The organism is Streptococcus cristatus, from assembly GCF_003943505.1.
In the GTDB taxonomy this organism is placed as follows: domain Bacteria; phylum Bacillota; class Bacilli; order Lactobacillales; family Streptococcaceae; genus Streptococcus; species Streptococcus cristatus_E.
Genome location: NZ_RJPS01000002.1, coordinates 29,354 through 45,663, shown reverse-complemented (window position 1 = coordinate 45,663; position 16,310 = coordinate 29,354). Strand labels below are relative to the sequence as shown.

Sequence of the window (16,310 nt, the reverse complement as noted above, 5' to 3'; positions counted from 1 at the left end):
TACTTCCTCACTGGATTAAAATTTGAGCATGGGCAATTTTGCTGGATTTTCTCTTACCAGCTAGGACTTCTCCGATCATCATATCCGACTCACTAGCTTTCTTTCGTCATCCTATTCCCTTTGTAAGTCTTTGCTTCAAGAACAAGCGCTTCCGAGTCAATAAAATGACTTCTGCACTTAGATGAGTCAAGAGCAAGGTTAGCAAAAATACAATTCTTCCCTGCTGCCATTTGGCAAAATCAGTCTTTTGGAGCAGATAAAAAGAGGATTCTATAAAAATTGGATGCAAAAAGAAATATAAAACGCTCAATTCTTTAAGGTGATACAGATGCCAGTTTTGACCAATTCTTGTACGCAAAATCCAATTAACCAGAAATAGAGCAAAGAGGGGCAAAGCCAAAAAGAAGTTCTTGTCAATCCCTTGATGAATAAAGACAATCCACCCATCTAGCAGCAAAAGAAGGCCAGACAAGAATAGCTTTTTCCCAACATTGTCCCTGAAAAGGCTGAAATGCCGATAATCATAAAGGAGATAACCCAAGTAAACAAAAATGGGAGTATAGAAAATGCCGTTTCGAGTGGTGAAGAAAACTTTGGCATAGACATCAAATGACTGGGTAAGCCAGCTATTTGAGAAATAAGCATAGTATGTCTCGATCGAGCCTATTACATAAAGCAAGAGTAAAAATATTCCCGTCTTTCTGGCACCCCATTTTCTATAAACATAGTGGACAAGTAAAAGCCCTAAGAGAAAGGCGGGAATGTACCAAAGTTGATAACATAATCCGATATACAAAAGCCCAGCCAACAAGGCCAAAGGAGCGTAATGTTTTTGAACTGGCAAGGTCCAAAAATACGCCAAGGCATAAGGGACATAAATCCCGCTCCACAAAAGATACTGTTTCAAAACATGCTTAATATACAGCCTCATGTCCTGCTTTTTAGCCAAGCCGGATTTAAGCATAAAAGCTGATGAAATCAGGAAAAAGGGCACTGCCATACGACCAAACATACTTTTCTGAGTAAAATGCAGGATTTCATTCTCAAAAAGCCGCTGGCAATGCACCAAGATTACCAAAATTGAAGCCATGTACTGAAACAAACTGAGCATGGCGTAGTTGACCGACTGCTCCGTCTCTCTGACATTTCTTTCTGCCATAAATATTCTCCCTAGGAAGATTATGTTTAATAAATAGATTTAGTGCTTGCTCAGCCAAACATGCTGAAATGCAGCAGTCTACCTGTCTTACTACTTTCTATTAAAAATTTAGATCTGCAAACTCTATTATTTAAAAAATATAGGATAGTAAACATGATAAGCTAGAAGAAAAACTAGTAAAAAATTAATAACTTGGGAAAGATATAGAATTTTTTTGCTTTTCTTTCCTTTTCTCCCATATTGGCAATAGAGATAAAGAGAAAATGCCAACACAGAGTATAGTTGACCTAGGAAAATTTCTGATATGTACTGACTGAGTAAGTAAAAACCTTTGCAGATAAGGATAAACACAGGTAACTGACATATCATCGTCATTATTAAGCTTATTGGAGCTGCAAAAAAAGAGAATTTCCCCATTTTCAACGAATTTCTTAGTGATTTAAACCACATTACAAAGTAAAAAATTCCATAAATACAAATCAAAACTAAAAAAAGAAAACCTATTAGTATACCAGACTCTAAAGAAGAAGTTTGGCCTGTACTAAATGCTTGGCCAAAACCGAAAGCAAGTAGGAATAAGGCAAAAATACTTAATAGAGGGGCTATTAGTAAAACTAACCAACTATAAATGTAGCATAAAGCAAAATAATCCTTTTGTTTCTTTAAAAATTTCATGTAAGTCCTTTTATTTTAAATCTCTCTATCCTTCCTTAACCAAAGATGCTGAAAGGCAGCGATGTCTCGATAAGGCGATTGGTTGCAGACAGCCAGCTCCATTTCAAGCATCTTTTCAGCCCAGTCAGGGGCAGTTTTATAGTCATTGGATTGCAACCCGTAAAAAATCCGTACTCCTTGATAATCCTCAACTTCTAATGGCAAATCTGAAATCACTTCCGAAACCTGATAGACCTTAGCAGCTCCCATGCTGTGGGTTTGATATTCCTGACCCGCCAAAAGCTGCTGAGCCTTTTCTGGGTCATTTTCAAAAACCACCGTATGCATAATGCGCCCAACCTCGTGATGCTTGACCAGAGAAATTTTGCCGTCCTTTTTTAAGAGGCGGGAAAATTCTGTCAAATAGAGGGCTGGTTCTGACACATACTCTAAGACATTATGACAGACGATGACATCAAAAGACTGGTCTGGCAATGTTTGCAGAACTTCTAGGCTACCTTGCAATTGTTCATAGGAAAAGTCCTGCTTGCGCTCGGCAATCATTTCTGAGTTCGGCTCGATGGCAGTTACTTGGTTATTTTCCGCTAGAAAATCAGCCACAATACCAAAACCGCTACCGAAATCTAAAATTTTCTGATCTTCCAATGACCCTAGAAAGCTTAAAACAATATCATATTGCAGTTTTCCCCAAGGCGCCTGCAGATGTGCCTTGTAAGCTTGTAGATTAGCTGTCATAAAACCTCACTTATAGTTAAACATATTGGCTGCCATCTTGTCGGCAATTCTTGGAAACAGGGTATAAAGCTTGTGGGCTAGATTGAGAATGCCAGGTAAATTGATTTCCCGCTTCTTTTTGCCAAAGGAGCTGACAATTTTACTCGCTACGAAGTCAGGCTCAAGCATATATTTGTCCACTGCTTTCACATAGGAACCGTCAGGATCTGCCTGATCGAAAAAGGCTGTTTTGATAGGACCGGGATTTACCGTCGTGACATAGACCCCAAAAGGCAGAAGCTCCAAACGCAGGGCATTGGAAAAGCCAATAGCCGCAAACTTGGTCGCCGAATACAGACTAGACTTGCTACTTGCAATGAGGCCGGCCATACTAACGATATTGACGATATGACCTTGACCTACCTGCTTCATGCGAGCCACAAAGATACGGGACAGGTTCATCAGGGCAAAGGTATTGACTTCAAACATGGCCTCGATATCGCTGGAGCTGATTTTGTCAAATTCTTCAAAAATCCCATAGCCAGCATTATTGACTAGAACATCGACTCGGCCGTATTGGCTGTCAATCCGCTCAGCAAAGCTCTCCAAAGCTGAGCTGTCTGTAATATCCATCTCCACTAGGTCAAGATTGTCATTTTCCCCATAGAGTTTTTCCAGTTTGGCCTTGCTCCGACCAACCAAAATCAGTCGGTCGTCGGGCAAGAGCTTAACCATTTCCTGAGCCAGCCCACCGCTAGCTCCTGTAATGATGATGGTACGCATTATTCTGCCTTTCATGTTGTTAATTAATGAAATCTTTTTCCAGCTAAATAGTCAGCATAAGCTTGATCAATGACTGGAGCAAAAAGATGATAATCATCCCAGCTACCTAAAAATTCCAAAGGTAGGTCGTACAAGTCATTGACTACAAATTCGGAATAATCCTTCATGTACTGATGCTCATAATAGTCGTTCACAAAAGTCTGAAAATCCTTTTTGACATCCATTGTTCCCAATTTTCCGTCACACCAGTCTAGAATATAATCGACTCCCAAAGTTTGCTCGTCTTTAACACTTTGGAATGAGGTTTCTTCATCAGGAGACATCATTTCCTTTGCGTCATGCTGGATGAGCCAGGTCACGAAGAAACCAATGTGATTCGCAGCCCAACGATGAATCACACGGTAATTATCTTGTGTTAATTCTTCATTTTCTAAGTTATAACCATAAAGATAGTTGGTTAATGCATCCTCAACATACCAATCAGCTTTATCGAATAAACGATTTTCAACTGCCATCTTATTTTCCTCTCAACAAAACTGTCCTAAATTGGAAAACTATAACTCAACCTCTTCCAAATCCTTGACCACATGGACATTGTCAAAGACGCTACTTGCATCGCGGCGCATTTGGCTAATGTCTTTCGATAAGAAACGTGCGCTGACATGATTGAGCAGGAGGCGTTTGACACCGGCTTCCTTAGCCACTTCCGCAGCCTGCATATTGGTCGAATGGCCATGCTTGCGAGCCATCTTTTCATCTCCCTTGCCATAGGTCGCTTCATGAACCAGAACATCCGCAGCCACAGCCAAGCGAACACTTGAGTCGGTCTTTCTGGTATCACCCAAAATGGTAATAGTTTTACCCGGGCGAGGAGCTGAGATATAATCAGCCGCAATAATCTTCCTGCCGTCTTCTAGGACGATGTCCTGACCATTTTTGACTTTTCCAAAGAGAGGACCAAAAGGAACGCCCGCCTCACGCAGCTTATCCGCATCCAGCGTTCCTTCCAAATCTTTCTGCATCACCCGATAACCCACACAGAAAATCGTGTGGTCTAGCTTATCTGCATAAACAGTGAATTTTTCCGTCTCCAAAATCTTGCCCAGACCGTTTTCATCAAACTCATGAAAATCAATCCGATAAGGCAGGCGGGAACCAGACACGCGCAGGCTTGTCATCACAAAATTCTTGACACCGACAGGTCCATAAATTTCCAAATCCGTCTGCTCTTCATTGGCCTGAAAAGCTCGGCTAGAGAGGAAACCCGGCAAACCGAAAATGTGGTCGCCGTGCAGGTGCGTGATGAAAATCTTTGAAATCTTACGAGGTTTGATGGTAGTTTCCAAGATTTGATTCTGGGTGCCCTCGCCGCAGTCAAACATCCAGACTTCATTGATTTCCTCCAAAAGCTTGAGGACAAGACTAGACACATTGCGGGCCTTGGACGGCTGACCGGCTCCGGTTCCTAAAAATTGTAATTGCATATTTTTCTTTCTAAATGATATAAATCATGGCAGAGCGATTCTGCGAGTGATAGTATTTTCTGCCAGCATAGGACTGGGCCAGCTGACTGACTTCATCTTGATTGTAACCCAGAACTCTCTGGCTGCCATCCGCCAGCTGCTGCCAATCAGTCAAGGCAGTCAGCGCCTGACTATCCACGACTTGAGACTCGACTTTGAGAGGTAGCATTTTTATTCTCCCAGTTTCTTCGTAGACCAAGTACTGGGGAAAGACTTGCGCGATTTCAAAGAGCAAGCCAGCTGTTACCGGCTCTGGCTTTTCAGGAAAGACCAAGCCAACTTCCTCACTCTCATAGCAAAATCCATAGGACTTGCCAGAAAGATTGAGGCGGACAAAAGGCTTGCTTTCTACAAAGCTAGGCTCCGCATTCCACAAATCCAGCGCTTGCGTAATTTCTAGAAAATAAGCTGTGGCAGCTTCCGGACTTTTCTTTTGATAAAGCTCAGCAAAGTAAGCGTTGATAACACTAGGTGGCGGTGTGATAAAGCTCAGCTTCTGCTCTTCCGTCAGGCCAGCCAATACTTGCTCTAAGTAGACCCTGTCTAGGCTCGTAAAACCGCCGTATTTGAGGGCCAAGTCAATAAAATCAGTCATAAAATTCTTCCAGTTTCCATTTATTTTTTTCGGCAATCCAGCCTGAAATAGCTTCGATATCGTCTATGTATTCTCGATTTCCGATAATTGCGACTTTCTCTAAATCATGGATCTTGTAGGCCTTAGACGGCGCTACCTTGATGGTAAAAGGCACAAAGAGCTCTTTCATCCGCTCCAGCAGGACTTGCTGCAAAAGAGCTCTGCTATTGTCCGCCTTAGCCGAAATCAAAGAATAGGGAGTCAGGGTCGGGGTGAAATCCTCCGTCTTGTCCGCTTTGTTATAGAGAGTCAGACGGGGAATATCCAGCATGTCCAGCTCTTTCATGATGTCGAGGACGGTTTTTTCATGCTCCTCATGATGAGGGTCGCTGGCGTCAATAACATGTACCAGCAGATTGACATTTTTGCTCTCTTCCAGTGTGGATTTAAAGCTGGATACCAGCTCTGTCGGCAAATCCTGAATGAAGCCAACCGTGTCTGTCAGCGTGACATTGAGCTGACCACTGAGGTTGATGTTCTTAGTCGTAGCATCTAGCGTCGCAAAAAGCTCGTCTGCCTCGTACTGGCTCTTACTGGTCAAGCAGTTCATGATAGTGGACTTGCCAGCATTGGTATAGCCGATAAGGCCGATTTTGAAAATGCTGGACTCTAGCCGCTTTTCACGAACGGTTGCCCGATTTTTCTCCACTGCTTTGAGCTGGCGCTCAATATCATGAATCTGATTACGGACACTGCGTCGATTGAGCTCCAGCTGACTTTCACCAGGCCCGCGAGAACCAATTCCACCAGCTTGACGGCTGAGCATAATCCCCTGCCCAACCAAGCGAGGCAACAGGTACTTGAGCTGGGCCAGATGCACCTGAAGTTTCCCCTCATGACTCCTAGCCCTCATGGCAAAAATATCCAAAATCAGCTGCATACGGTCAATGACCTTGACCCCCAAGCTTTCCTCTAGATTGACATTTTGGCGAGGTGTCAAGCGGTTATTGACAATAACTGTCGAAATCTCTTCGGCATCAACCATCTGTCGGATTTCTTCTAACTTGCCAGATCCGACAAAGGTCTTGCTATCGTACTTTTCCCGCTTCTGGCTATAAGAGCCGATTACTTCTGCACCTGCAGTCTTGGCTAAACTTTGCAGTTCTTCCATGGATAGGTCAAAATTTTCCGTGTCTGCTAGTTCCACACCGACCAAAAAGACACGCTCTACTTTTTTCTCTGTTTCTATCATTACTTATCCTTACTAAGACTTGGTCAGCCAGCTACTTGTCCAGAAAATTCTTGATGTCTTCCATAACCTGCTCTTTGTAGTCTGGATTTCCCACTTGATAAAAGGTCACTGCCATCCGATTGCGAAACCAAGTCAGTTGCCGCTTAGCGAAACGGCGGGTATTCTGCTTGAGCTTGTCTACCGCCTCTTCTAGGCTCATCTGACCTTCAAAGTAGGGGAAAAGTTCCTTGTAACCGATGCCCTTGCTGGCTTGACTGGTCGGGGCTTGCTCATAAAGCCAGCGGGCTTCCTCTAAAAGTCCGGCTTCTATCATCAGATCTACCCGTTGATTGATCCGCTCATAAAGTCGCTCCCGCTCATCATCTAGACAAATCAACAAAGCTTCATAATCTGGCTGGCTGTTTTCTAGTTGCCCACCTAACTGAGCAATCTCTAGCGCCCTCATCGCCCTGCGTCGATTTATCTGAGGAATCTTGATATCCAGCTCTGCTATTTTCCCAAACAAAGCTTCATCTGACCAACTATCAAGCTGCGCCCGATAGTCCAGAATCTCCTCGTGAGGGACGGAGCCGCCCAGATGATAGCCCTCGAGCAAGCTCTGGATATAGAGCCCTGTGCCACCGCAAATGATGGGAAGCTGACCTTGAGACTCAATCTCACGAATAGCCTGAGCCGCCTCAGTCACAAAATCATAGGCCGAATAGCTCTCGCCAACCTCCCTCACATCCAGCAGATGATGGGGAATGCCCTCCTGCTCCTCAGGACGAATCTTAGCCGTGCCAATATCCAAGCCACGATAGACCTGCTGACTGTCACCGCTGATAATTTGGCCATTGAAGCGCTTGGCTACCTCGATACTCAGAGCCGTTTTCCCAACTGCCGTCGGCCCCACTATCACAATTATTTTGGTTTTCATCTTTTTTCCTTGAAAAAATTTTGATTTTTCGTTACTATTAATTATAACATAAATAATAAAAGTTCAGAAAAGGAGAAATCACATGGCTAAAGGATTTGGAAAAGGCGTTCTTACAGGTGTAGCAGGTACTGTCGCTGCTCTTGCTGGTGCAGTCTATGCCTTTAAGAAAAAAGTCATCGAACCTGAGGAACAAAAAGCAGCTTTCATCGAAGAAAACCGTAAGAAAGCCGCTCGCAAACGTGTAGCACACTAAGCCTGCACATGTTACAAAAGAGAGTGGGACAGAAGTCGGTCATTCGTTAGAATTCGATTTCGTCGTCCCACCTCCGCACAGTTGAGTAGGGCTGTAAAAGCTGATGAAATCAGCCTAGTAGAGCCCACTCAACCACTGCGTCTTGCTCGACAATCCAAAGACAATTGAGAGGCTAGGACTTTTGTCCCAGCCTCTTTTCTTTTGTAGAAAACAGCAAGCTGAATAACTGCTATAGATAAAACAACTAATCTTTTACATTTCTCTCTTTCTTAGATGGCTGAATGCCATGAGAGCTAAAGATATAATTGCTTAAGAGCAAGAATACTAACAAGCCAAGCACAAAAAATAAATTATAAGAGGGCTCAGAGGACAGGAAAACGAAAGGAATCGCAAGACACAAAATTGTGATATAAAAGATTTTTAACTGCTTGATATAGAGACAAAAGAGTTCAATGCTCCTACTGCCACTGATCTGCGACTTAGACTTACTTTTCGCGTACCAGATGATAAAGGCTTCCGCGAAACAGAATAGACTTAGCAAAAAGACCATGCTCCCAAAGCGAATCTGCAGTAGAATTCCCACTGCTAACAATAAGATGAAACCTAAGCTCGTAGCAACTACTGCTCGCCTAGTATTAGTCATAAAATCAACTCCCTTAAAAGATAATTGCAAAGAATGCCTTTAGCAGTTTTTCTTTTTATTCTCAAGTAATCAAAAAATCAATCCCTATTTCTATGATGAGAACTAAAAAATATAAGCAAAACCATTAAAAACGAGACAATTAGGCCTACCGTAGTTTGGTTTAAAAACGGATAATTAAAAAATAAATAATTACAGAGTGTTAATAATAGACCTCCTGCCGTTAGCACAAAAGATATAAGCAGAGCAATTTTATAAAACAATTTTTTTTCCATATTAGTGACCTCTTTTTTCCTTGTATATTCCATCAGAAAAGCGAAACTACTTTTCTAAAATAAACTAAAATAGACAACAGCTAGTTTAAAGTCCTCTTTTTCGGATGATCCGATAAGTAATCAGACAGCAGAGGAGCATGAGAGAGAGCCGGATAATGATCACGCTGACACCATTTGCGGTAAAATCATTGAAGAAAAATCCTTTGCTATTGGAAAGTTTCAATAAGATTCCTTCCGTTCCATCGGTTGAAATTGAAAAAATAGTTAGTATCTTATTCATCAAACCATCTCTGAAGATATTCATCAAAAAGTCTGGAGCCAAGAACATCCCTACAGAACTTGCAAATGTTGCTAGAGGCGACTTTGTCAAACTAGATATGAGAACCATCACCCCAAGAATAAAGAGTAAACCAACAAACTGGAATAGAATAAGGCGAATTAACAATTCTAAGAGGTTCATCTGGACAGGAAATTGCAAAATATTATAAATGGTTGAAATCCATTCCAAATTCATCTGGACACTGGTATCCCAACCACTCCAACCGAAGTAGGTACCAAATACCAGCAAAACAAGGCTATTAACAAGGACAAATGTTAAAGTAGCAATTCCAAAAACAGATANGATTTTTGCAATCGTTAACTGNTTGCGACCATATTTAGTTGTCAAAAGCAATGAATCCATCTTTCTTGCTCGATCACCTGAGAAAACAGAGCAGCAAATATAGATCACAAATACCACCATTAAACTAAAAGCAGCATTTAAGGTATTAAACAACTTATGCCAAGGAGCAAAATTTCCCAGCTTTAACGTTTTTAAAGGGAAATGAGATTGCAGCTCTTCTTGTGACTTGAGACTAATCTGGTCATAATGTAAGACATCATCAGATTTATAGGTATCTGTTAAAATTTCTTGAGAATTGGGGACGAGACGATCAATGGCATACCAGGAAAACATATCATACAAATCATTCTGTTTAAAATAGGGCATATTGGCTGCATAGTCATTAACGATTTTACCCATTAAATCATCAGATAAATAACCAGTATGCTCTTCAGCAATCTTTTGTTTGATCACAACCGCTTGTCTTCCATGTATTCGATCAGCTGAAGACCCGCTAATCTGACCATCATTAAAAAAATTTGCATAAAACAATCCAGCTAAAACCAACATAATAGCCATGACTGCACCTAAAACTGATTTCTTTTTTAATAATTTTTTCAATTCAAAAGGAACTAAAGCTATCATCCATTTACCTCCTCTCTAAAGTAATAAATATACAAATCTTCCAGACTTGGCACTATCCGTTGCGCCCCTTTGAAAGGACTATCATCGCTAATAACCCGCAAGACGATACCATCTGGTTCTATCCGCTCATTCACAATGACATAATCCTTTGCAAAACGCTGCCACTCACGCTCGGAAACACGAAATTCCCAAACTTGCCCCTCAATGAGTGAAAGAAGTTCCTTAGCACTACCTCTCTCCACAAAATTTCCATCTTTTAGGATTAGGATTTCCTTGGCTATCGCTTCTACGTCCGATACGATATGGGTAGATAAGAGGATGATTTTATCAGCCGATAGCTCACTGATAATATTTCTGAATTTCACCCTTTCCTTAGGATCTAGACCCACGGTTGGCTCATCTAAAATCAATATTTTGGGATTATTGAGAAGTGCCTGCGCAATGCCGAGTCTTTGCTTCATCCCACCCGAATAGGAAGCAATCTTCTTTTTCCGAACATCATATAAACCAGTAAGTTTCAAAAACTTATCACTCTCTTCTCTGGCTTGTTTCTTCGTCATCCCCTTAAGAGCAGCCATATATAAAAGGAAATCGATCCCAGTAAAGTTATGGTAATAAGAAAAATCTTGAGGCAAGAATCCGAGATACTGGATATAGTCTTCTGTATGTGAGACCTTATCAAACTTTATCCTTCCTCGGCTCGGCTTTATGAGATCACAAATGATATTCATTAAGGTCGTCTTACCTGTACCATTTGCCCCAAGCAAACCATAAACTCCCTCAGTAAATTCACAGGAAATATCTTTGAGCACAGACTTAGAGCCATAGCTCTTGCTGATGCCTATCATTTCTAACTTCATAGATGCCCTCCGTTCCAAAAAGCGCCATTAGATATAGCAAATCACCTTTTTCCCAAAATTACAAACGATTATTATACTGTTATTATAACATAAATTTTTGATTAAAAGTTTTTTTGTCTTAACAGACTTCAACCATTTGCAAAGTCAATCTTAATCTGCTTAGATTATAGCGCACTTTCTCCAAATAACAAGCCGAAAATCATAAACAGTCTGTATTTCATCCTAAATGGTCATTTAAAGAAAAAACACAGCACTTGCTGGAAGCAAATGCTGGTTTTACTGAAATAATAAAGTCAAAACTATAAAATTACAAAGAGCATGAGAAAGAATTGACCAGCAGGATATTCCGTATCGTCTTCTTGAAAAAAATGCTATAAGAAATATTCTTAGAAAACATCACGAAAAAGTAAGACAGAGAGAGTATAGCGATAGACTGTTCAATTTAGCAAATCTAATTTGTTTTATGTTTTCTACTAGTTACCTTGGCATATTTTATTCCCCAAATAAGTAGAATAAGTAAGATAAATAATAAAATAGTGGATATCAGAGCAATTAATTTTTGAAATTCATCACTAATCGTTATCAGTCTGTAAGAACTAAATATAAACAGAGCCAAAGTCAAAATAGTAAAGAAAATTTGGTTTGATAAGATGTCGGAACTGCTTTCTTTTTTCACTTGGTTCATAAAATAAAGATTCAACACAAGATTGCTCACAAGTATCAAATAAAAACAAATCTGAACTAGAAGCGATGCTTTAAAAATCTGGTTACTTAAAATCATAACGAATAAAGCCAGACTAGGAAGCTGGGCAGTTAAAAATCGCATTAGATATGTATTGCTATATAATTTCTTCATTTCTTGTCACTCCTAACAATTAAATAACAAAAAAACCAGACAACAGTTTGAGTTTAAGTTATATTTATCTCTAAACAAGGTATTTCTCTTAGTGCCTTCGTATTCTTAAACCCTATATTAATTATAGCACTTTTAAACAGGTGTGGCACTAAAAACCTTAAATTGTCTTTTTTTACTCATAAACAGTTCTTGTTAATCTCATTGAGTTAAATCAAGTAGAAAATCTAATCATTCGCAATCTAATAAATTCGTTTTATCTCCAACTCTTGTCTAAAAGAGTGATCATGACTAGTGGTACGCAGAGAAACATTGGGATAGTGGCTGATAATATTTTGAACATTGGAGAGACCAAGCCCTCTATTTTCTCCTTTAGTGCTAAAGCCCTTTTTAAAAATAGTATCGGAATGGATAGAAAACTCTTTTATTGTATTCTCAACAATAAAAATCTGTCTATCTTCATGCTCTAAAAAGGCAAAAGAAACCACTGGATGACTAGTCTCCACTGCTGCTTCTATAGCATTATCAGCCAGTATGGAAACAATCGTGATAAAATCAAGCAACTCCATTCCTTGAGGTTTGATTTCTTGAGGAACTTCCAAGCCAATTTCTATTCCCTTGCTCTGAGCTTCTAGAAATTTTGCTGACAAGACGCTCTTGAGAGCATCATTGTGGATATTGGACAGACGACCCAAATCATATTTAGATTGGTTGAGCGCTTGACCTGAGTCTTTAAGGACTTGGTTATAAATCTGCTCGATGGCTGGTAAATCGTGCGTATCAATTCCCAACTTCAGACTCCTTAAAATATTGATGTAATCATGCCGGAAACTTCGCAACTCATTATAAAGTTCTTCAATATGCTGACTGTAATCGGACATATTTCTCAACTGTAACTCTCTTTGTTCACTTAACTGCTGTTGAATTCGCTCTCGCAAATTACGATCTAGGATATTAAGCGAGATAAGGAAAATAATAATGTAAATAACTACGACCAACTCTCTATATAATAAAGCGTCTATTCTATACATCACTTCCAAATAAGAAAAAATTTGAACTAGTAAATAATAAATTAACATGGAAATATTCAAAAAGATTATTATTTTTCTATTTTCTCTAGGGTTCTGCTGTTTATTCAATATTTCAAAATTATATTGGAGCACAATAGGAATTACAAATGAGAGAATACTTGCAGTCAGTGCTGAGATAGTTAATAGAGTTTTATTATGGCTAATTTGCTGAATATTCGAAAAACCTAAGCCAGGTAGGATAAAAAAAGTTATAGAGCGATGCAGTAGATTCCAAAGGACAACTGGGAAAAGACCATAAAAAATCGATAAATATTTTGATACATTTTTACTTATTACTAAGCTAAAAATCAAAAAGAAAAGAGGCATAAATAAATAAGACACTAAAGAAAGAATAGAGCTATAAAAGAAAAATACTATTATAAAGCCAGAAACATAATAAACTATAATCGCCAGAATATATTGATATCGGCTCAAACTATTACCACTAATACGTGAATATATAACAAATAATATTAAAATTTGAATAAGATCTAAAACAATTTCTAATCCTATAACCATAATTCCTCTCCCACTTCTATCTTAGTACTTCCCTACTGCCTTAAAGCTGTCCGTAATCCTTTCATCTTGAGGCGTGATACATAGCAACTAGCGCCATTAGGAAAATAGGCTATGTTTTCTATCTTATCCAGCTGAGAGATATTCGCTGGATTGACCACATAAGAGCGATGGCAGCGATAGAGACGCTTGTCCTGCTTTGTAATCTCAGAAAGCTGTCCGTAAAATTCGATGCGCTCTTTCTTGGTGTAGAGAACTAGTCTATGAGGCACTTCTGATGTCTCAAAATAATAGATTTCATTAAAAGGCACCTGAAAATCTGACTTGGAATTTTCAAAGAGAAAAGTCTCTTCAGCTTGAAAACTGTCCTTTCTCTCGTAAAGATAGGCTAGGTCCTGCTCAATCTGCTTGATAAAATCTTCCTCAGGTAAACCTTTATCAATAAAGTCAAAAGCTGATACCTGATAGCGAAAAGTCAAGGGCATAAATTCTGAGTGAGTCGTCACAAATACAATCAGAGCATAGGGATCCAACTTGCGAATCTTTCCTGCCACCTCTAGTCCCTTCTGCGTCTCTTGCTTAATCTCAATATCCAAAAAGAAAATCTGATGGCTCCCCCGTTCCCTTACTGCATCAATCAGCATGTCCGGCTTGCCATAGATTTCTAAAAACTGGCATTCCCAGCCGTTCTTTTCCAAAATTCCCTGAATGGTTGACTCCATATAGGCTTGTTGCTTAAGATCGTCTTCTAATACAAAAATTTTCATCTTATTTTCTTCCTTCCTGAGACCAGCGCTTGATGAGACTGGATAAATGACGCCTTGAGCAGACAATATCTCCTAAGTCAGACTGCTCAAAGAACAAGCTTTTACGCTCCCTGTCAAATCCTTGAACCTTGGCTAAATTGACCAGTGTTTGACGATTACAGTGAACCAGCGCATCAGGATAGAGCTTAGCCAGCTCAGTCAGAGAAGCCCTATGGCTGTAGTTGCCTTGTCTAGTCACGATAAGAACGATGTGAGGCTTTTGAGGATGAGACTGGATATAGTAAATTGTCGAAAGTTCCAGCTTTCGAAGGGCGTTGCCGTCTTTGATTATGATAGTAGCCATTTGTCTATCTCCTTTGCTCTAGCATAGCACAGGTCGCATCGCAAATGACTCCCAAATCCTAAATGGTAGCTGAGAAGTCTTAAATGGTCTCAGAAGCACTAAGAGAGTGGGACAGAAATCGATAACTCGTTAGAATTCGATTTCGTCGTCCCACTTCCGCACAGTTGAGTAGGGCTGTAAAAGCTGATGAAACCAGCATAGTAGAGCCCACTCAACCACTGCGTCTTGCTCGACAATCCAAAGACAATTGAGAGGCTATGACTTTTGTCCCAGCCTCGATCTATTATTTCAGTCTGATGTATTGGTACCAAACAGTTGTACGAACTCTTACTTTTTCTTTTTCTGTGGGAAAAGGGGCATGCCCAAAGCAGCAATCTTTTCAGCTGGAACCTTCATGCCTTCTTTGATCCATTTGGAAAGCACCGAAACAACCGCAGAACTCCAAAATGAATTCATATAGGAATTAGCTGTCTTCTTCCCACCTTTGCTACGCTTTTCAAGGAAATCAAAGACCGCCTGCGTCAGCAACTTTTCAAAATTATAGTCAATGGCCAGACTAATGACACGTGCTTCCTTCTTGGCTTCCTTAAAAAGAAAAAGCCAGATCTGGTACATTTCTGTCTTGAAATTAAACTGCTCCAGCTTGTCGACAATTCCCTGAACCGTATTTTTGAAAATTCCCTCTAGAATTTCTTCTTTGGAGCTATAGTTACGATAAAAGGCTGCGCGCGAAACCCCAGCCCGCTCGACTAATTCAGAGATGGTAATCTTTTTCAAATCTTTTTTCTCTAACAGTTGCATCAGAGAAATTTCCAAGGATTCCTTTGTAATTCGATTAGATTCTTGATTATAAGTTTTTAAATTTGCAAGGGATTTTTCTGATATTTTCTTTTCCGCCATAACAATTTCTTTCTTCCTGTATCAGCTGAGAATTAAGGCTTTATATCAAAGCATCTTCATGTTATAATTGTAAGAAAAGACATGTTTTTTGTCAATGTAGAGAACTGATAGAGCAGGAGAAACTAAATGACTTGGAAAATTGTTGCCGATTCTGGCTGTGACTACCGTGAGATCACAGATCTGGCCAACCAGACAAGGTTTGAGAGCGTGCCGCTGACCATTCAGATCGATAATGAGATTTTTGTAGATAACGCTCATCTCGATATTGATGACATGATGGAAAAAATGTACGCTACTTCAACCGCTTCAAAATCAGCCTGCCCAAGCCCTGATGACTACCTCAGAAGCTTTGAAGGAGCTGAAAATATCTTTGTCGTGACGATTACAGGCTCCCTTTCTGGTAGCCACAATAGCGCCCAGCTAGCCAAAAAGCTCTTCTTAGAAGAACATCCAACAGCAAATATCCATGTCATTGATAGCCTTTCGGCTGGTGGCGAGGTCGATCTGATCGTCAAAAAATTGAACGACCTCATCAAAGAAGGACTTTCTTTCGAGCAAGTCGTGGAAGCCATTACCCACTACCAAAAAAACACAAAGCTTCTCTTTGTCCTGGCTAAGGTAGATAATCTGGTCAAAAATGGTCGTCTCAGCAAGCTAATCGGTGCGGTTGTCGGCCTCCTCAATATTCGCATGGTCGGCGAAGCCAGCGATACCGGTACTCTGGAGCTCCTCCAAAAAGCTAGAGGGGCTAAAAAGGCTCTGACCGCTGCTGTCGATGAAGTTCTGAAAGCTGGATATAGGGGCGGCCGCATTATCATTGCTCATCGCAATAACGAGAAATTTTGCCAGCAATTTACAGAAGTCATCAAGGAAAAATTCCCAGCTGCCGACATTTCATTCCTACCAACTTCTGGACTTTGCAGCTTTTACGCAGAAGAAGGCGGCCTCTTGATGGGCTACGAAATCTAATCCTCTCCTTTTTGAGCTGAAT

At 40.3% G+C, this 16,310-nt stretch carries 18 protein-coding genes; 2 read left to right on the top strand and 16 right to left on the bottom strand.

Going from position 1 to position 16,310, the window contains the following annotated elements:
* Positions 1 to 106 precede the first annotated feature (106 nt).
* The 9 genes from D8792_RS02220 to miaA form a co-directional block, all read right to left on the bottom strand.
* Positions 107 to 1,159 carry an acyltransferase family protein gene (locus tag D8792_RS02220; protein ID WP_125372704.1) on the bottom strand — a complete coding sequence of 351 codons (1,053 nt, stop codon included), beginning with the start codon at positions 1,157 to 1,159 and terminating at the stop codon, positions 107 to 109.
* 126 nt (positions 1,160 to 1,285) lie between these two features.
* Entirely contained in the window at positions 1,286 to 1,834 is a 549-nt protein-coding gene (locus tag D8792_RS02215) for a hypothetical protein (RefSeq protein WP_125372703.1), read from the bottom strand.
* A gap of 15 nt (positions 1,835 to 1,849) precedes the next feature.
* The gene (locus tag D8792_RS02210) at positions 1,850 to 2,569 is read right to left on the bottom strand and encodes a class I SAM-dependent methyltransferase (protein ID WP_125372702.1); all 720 of its coding nucleotides are present in this window, start codon (positions 2,567 to 2,569) and stop codon (positions 1,850 to 1,852) included.
* Positions 2,570 to 2,575: 6 nt separating this feature from the next.
* Positions 2,576 to 3,331, bottom strand: a complete 756-nt coding sequence (locus tag D8792_RS02205; RefSeq protein WP_125372895.1) for an SDR family NAD(P)-dependent oxidoreductase — start codon at positions 3,329 to 3,331, stop codon at positions 2,576 to 2,578.
* A gap of 23 nt (positions 3,332 to 3,354) precedes the next feature.
* Entirely contained in the window at positions 3,355 to 3,846 is a 492-nt protein-coding gene (locus D8792_RS02200; RefSeq protein WP_125372701.1) for a DUF7832 domain-containing protein, read from the bottom strand.
* A 39-nt stretch (positions 3,847 to 3,885) separates the two neighbouring features.
* On the bottom strand, positions 3,886 to 4,815 hold the full coding sequence (gene rnz, locus D8792_RS02195; protein ID WP_125372700.1) for a ribonuclease Z: 930 nt from the start codon (positions 4,813 to 4,815) through the stop codon (positions 3,886 to 3,888).
* A gap of 10 nt (positions 4,816 to 4,825) precedes the next feature.
* Complete coding sequence (locus D8792_RS02190; RefSeq protein WP_185758384.1) at positions 4,826 to 5,449, bottom strand: cystathionine beta-lyase; 624 nt, start codon at positions 5,447 to 5,449, stop codon at positions 4,826 to 4,828.
* Positions 5,442 to 6,680 carry a GTPase HflX gene (gene hflX, locus D8792_RS02185; protein WP_125372698.1) on the bottom strand — a complete coding sequence of 413 codons (1,239 nt, stop codon included), beginning with the start codon at positions 6,678 to 6,680 and terminating at the stop codon, positions 5,442 to 5,444. Before hflX ends, D8792_RS02190 begins: the two co-directional genes overlap by 8 nt.
* Before the next feature lie 31 nt (positions 6,681 to 6,711).
* A complete protein-coding gene (gene miaA / locus D8792_RS02180; RefSeq protein WP_125372697.1) occupies positions 6,712 to 7,596 on the bottom strand; it encodes a tRNA (adenosine(37)-N6)-dimethylallyltransferase MiaA in 885 nt (294 codons plus the stop codon).
* Positions 7,597 to 7,678: 82 nt separating this feature from the next.
* Between miaA and D8792_RS02175 the strand changes: the two genes are divergently transcribed.
* The gene (locus tag D8792_RS02175; protein WP_005590510.1) at positions 7,679 to 7,849 is read left to right on the top strand and encodes a DUF3042 family protein; all 171 of its coding nucleotides are present in this window, start codon (positions 7,679 to 7,681) and stop codon (positions 7,847 to 7,849) included.
* A gap of 244 nt (positions 7,850 to 8,093) precedes the next feature.
* Here the strand turns inward: D8792_RS02175 and D8792_RS11630 are convergent, their stop codons facing one another.
* From D8792_RS11630 to D8792_RS02125, 7 genes are all read right to left on the bottom strand, one after another.
* Positions 8,094 to 8,492 carry a hypothetical protein gene (locus D8792_RS11630; protein ID WP_125372696.1) on the bottom strand — a complete coding sequence of 133 codons (399 nt, stop codon included), beginning with the start codon at positions 8,490 to 8,492 and terminating at the stop codon, positions 8,094 to 8,096.
* 357 nt (positions 8,493 to 8,849) lie between these two features.
* Positions 8,850 to 9,935 carry a hypothetical protein gene (locus D8792_RS02155; protein WP_446677389.1) on the bottom strand — a complete coding sequence of 362 codons (1,086 nt, stop codon included), beginning with the start codon at positions 9,933 to 9,935 and terminating at the stop codon, positions 8,850 to 8,852.
* Positions 9,936 to 10,006: 71 nt separating this feature from the next.
* Positions 10,007 to 10,870: an ABC transporter ATP-binding protein gene (locus D8792_RS02150; protein ID WP_125372693.1), complete on the bottom strand. Its 864-nt coding sequence runs from the start codon at positions 10,868 to 10,870 to the stop codon at positions 10,007 to 10,009.
* A gap of 1,095 nt (positions 10,871 to 11,965) precedes the next feature.
* Entirely contained in the window at positions 11,966 to 13,312 is a 1,347-nt protein-coding gene (locus D8792_RS11355) for a sensor histidine kinase (RefSeq protein ID WP_142999390.1), read from the bottom strand.
* Between the two features lie 32 nt (positions 13,313 to 13,344).
* Positions 13,345 to 14,076, bottom strand: coding sequence for a response regulator transcription factor (locus D8792_RS02135; protein ID WP_061422713.1), 732 nt, complete (start codon positions 14,074 to 14,076; stop codon positions 13,345 to 13,347).
* A gap of 1 nt (position 14,077) precedes the next feature.
* A complete protein-coding gene (locus tag D8792_RS02130) occupies positions 14,078 to 14,419 on the bottom strand; it encodes a LytTR family DNA-binding domain-containing protein (RefSeq protein WP_125372691.1) in 342 nt (113 codons plus the stop codon).
* Positions 14,420 to 14,746: 327 nt separating this feature from the next.
* On the bottom strand, positions 14,747 to 15,319 hold the full coding sequence (locus D8792_RS02125) for a TetR/AcrR family transcriptional regulator (protein ID WP_015605159.1): 573 nt from the start codon (positions 15,317 to 15,319) through the stop codon (positions 14,747 to 14,749).
* Positions 15,320 to 15,445: 126 nt separating this feature from the next.
* Between D8792_RS02125 and D8792_RS02120 the strand changes: the two genes are divergently transcribed.
* Entirely contained in the window at positions 15,446 to 16,288 is an 843-nt protein-coding gene (locus tag D8792_RS02120) for a DegV family protein (RefSeq protein WP_125372690.1), read from the top strand.
* The last annotated feature ends 22 nt before the right edge of the window (positions 16,289 to 16,310 follow it).